This window comes from Mesorhizobium kowhaii (genome assembly GCF_042431665.1).
GTDB classification, from domain to species: domain Bacteria; phylum Pseudomonadota; class Alphaproteobacteria; order Rhizobiales; family Rhizobiaceae; genus Mesorhizobium; species Mesorhizobium kowhaii.
In genome coordinates, this window is sequence record NZ_JBHLYT010000036.1 from 1 (window position 1) to 2,212 (window position 2,212).

Consider the following 2,212-nt stretch of genomic DNA (forward strand, 5'->3'; position numbering starts at 1 on the left):
GCTGGGATTGGATATGGCGAAACCGGCACAGCGATAATCGTAATGGAGAAGAGCGGACAGCTTAGATGCGCCTCGATCAACGGAGACACAGCCCTTTTGGTGGCAGAATTGGCTGCCTGGGATGCGTCGCCGCTAAGTGAGCAAGCGAGGGGTGAGCACCGCGGAACGGCCATCATCCTTCTCGCGAGGCTTCGTGGCTCGGGTCACTTCGCCCCGTTCCCTGCCGGCTGAGCGCTGCTTCTTACGGGAGGGCACATTCGCGTCGGTACGGCAGCTCTCGGCAAAACAAAAAGGCCCGCGACGACGTCGCTGGCCTTTCCGTTCTGATCGGCAGGGGTTCGATCAGAAGTTGCGCTGGAAACGGACGATGCCGCCAACGCTATCCTTCTTGTCGGCCTTGGTGAAGTTGCCGAACGGAGTGCCATCGTCGAAGTGACCGAATGGTCCCAGTCGACTTCGGTCGTGATCGTGAAGCCCGGAACGATGGTATAGGCGACGTTCGCAGCCAGAGCGTAGTTCTTGTCGTCGTCAGCCGAAGCCTGGAGGTTGAACGCGGTCTTGGCATTGAACTTGTAGGTGCCGCCGCCCCAGACGGCCCAGTTGCCGCCCCACGGCTTGTAGAAGCCGCGGCCATGAGCATCGATGGCATTGCCGGGATCGTCGCTGAGGTTATCGTCCGTGCCGTAGCCGCCCATGATGAACAGGGTCAGTTCCTTGGTGACGTTGACGTCCAGTCGAACCTTGCCAGCCACTTCCATAGGAGCTGTCATAGGCGACGACACCCGTGACCGCGCCCCAGTCGCCTTTGTATTTCAAGCCGCCGACAACATGGGGGACATAGCTGTCGATTGTGCCGGTCGCGCCGGAGCCTTCTTCCAGCGAGACAACGCCCGAGAAGCCGCTGCCAGCGTCGAAGGTCCTGCCGACGACGAGCGCTTTGGACCTTGCGGGAAGCGTCCCTGAACAATCGATCGGGCATTGAACCCAAAGGGAGAGCGCATTGCGCCGCGGCCAACAACGCGGCGAGCCTCCATGATTGTTTCACCCCGATTGGATCGCGAAGCAAACTCCAGCGCAGACGTCCGACGTTGTTGACCCAGCGACGCCAGACGACACGGATCATGCCGTCTCAAGCACGTCGGTCCATCTCGGCAAACTGCGTCCCGACGCGATCGAGGAAGAGGACGTCGGCGACGGCACCGTGCCAACGTGGAGCGGCTTCACGTCCTCTCTGCAACGGCAGTTCGTGGGTGGCGAGCACGGGACCATTTATGTACGCACTCCACTAAAGTATCGTCGGCGCTTGCGTGCTCTCGTTGCGCGGCCGCCACGTCTGCCGGTGCTGAATGCGGGAGGCTACAGCCTTCAAGCTGTTTGAATATTCCAGATCGTCTAATTTCAGCTCACAGGAGTAGACCACAGTCTGGCGCATCGCAACGATCACGTGGTCCTCGCAGTCGTGCTCGGCCTCGGCCGCCCGCATCCTGAGTTGTTGCCCGCTCCGCCGCAGAATTGGTCGCAAATACGCCCGGGGTATTCTTCAAGCTCTCGCTTCATCGCCTCCGGCATCGGCACGTGCGGCGGCGTGGCGTTGCCCTGCACGATGCCGCGGCGTCTCGAAGTTCGAGTCGGCGCCAGCGCGTTCGCCGGCGATGTTACTCGAACGTTATCCACGGCACGCCTTGAACCAAGCGCCCACCGTGTGAACAGGAATCTCCCATCCGCGCAATCCTCTTGCCGTTGATCCGCGCGATTGAAGAGCCTTCTTTAATGCTGTCGGAGGTGGTCGGCGCGCCGGAACATAGGCATTTGTCGCTCACGGTGGCGATTGGAACGCCCTCCACGCAGACAAAATTCTGACCGGTCAAGATCACGGGGCCGCCGATATGCGGCCGTGGTCCAGGCTCGACCAGGGGGCAGATATGCATGTGGCCTTTGAGGCTAACAAGTTGTCCAACCATGTCCATCTTCTCAGTCCCGTCCCATTATGCTCCCAGAAAGTTGATCGACGATCCACAGGAGCCATCCGGCGATTTCAAGATGAGCTGATGGCACGACGACCGTTCTCGACTTCGACGGAGCCCGGACGCCGCGGGCTAGGGCATGACCCATTCGACCAGACATTTCCGAGCTGTTCAGGACGCGAATGACCGACGCGAGAACACCACGAGACATTTGCCAACAGCGGTGACATGATCAAGCTTTCGTGCTC

Annotated in this window: 1 protein-coding gene and 3 pseudogenes; 2 read left to right on the forward strand and 2 right to left on the reverse strand. The window is 60.5% G+C overall.

What is annotated here, in order from left to right; genetic code table 11:
- Positions 1 to 231, forward strand: a pseudogene (locus ACFFNA_RS22510) (hypothetical protein); the annotation flags it as partial.
- On the opposite strand, the pseudogene ACFFNA_RS22515 reads toward ACFFNA_RS22510, so the two are convergent.
- A pseudogene (locus ACFFNA_RS22515) lies at positions 204 to 879 on the reverse strand (porin). The pseudogenes ACFFNA_RS22510 and ACFFNA_RS22515 overlap by 28 nt on opposite strands.
- Here ACFFNA_RS22515 and ACFFNA_RS41285 point away from each other — a divergent pair.
- A pseudogene (locus ACFFNA_RS41285) lies at positions 823 to 963 on the forward strand (hypothetical protein); the annotation flags it as partial. The pseudogenes ACFFNA_RS22515 and ACFFNA_RS41285 sit on opposite strands and share 57 nt — an antisense overlap.
- A gap of 692 nt (positions 964 to 1,655) precedes the next feature.
- Here ACFFNA_RS41285 and ACFFNA_RS22520 read toward each other — a convergent pair.
- Complete coding sequence (locus tag ACFFNA_RS22520; RefSeq protein ID WP_378921756.1) at positions 1,656 to 1,961, reverse strand: PAAR domain-containing contractile injection system baseplate protein; 306 nt, start codon at positions 1,959 to 1,961, stop codon at positions 1,656 to 1,658.
- Positions 1,962 to 2,212 lie beyond the last annotated feature (251 nt).

Excerpts from the sequence above, each read along its gene's own strand:
- ACFFNA_RS22520 (WP_378921756.1), bottom strand. The coding sequence starts at position 1,961 with ATGGTTGGACAACTTGTTAGCCTCAAAGGCCACATGCATATCTGCCCC.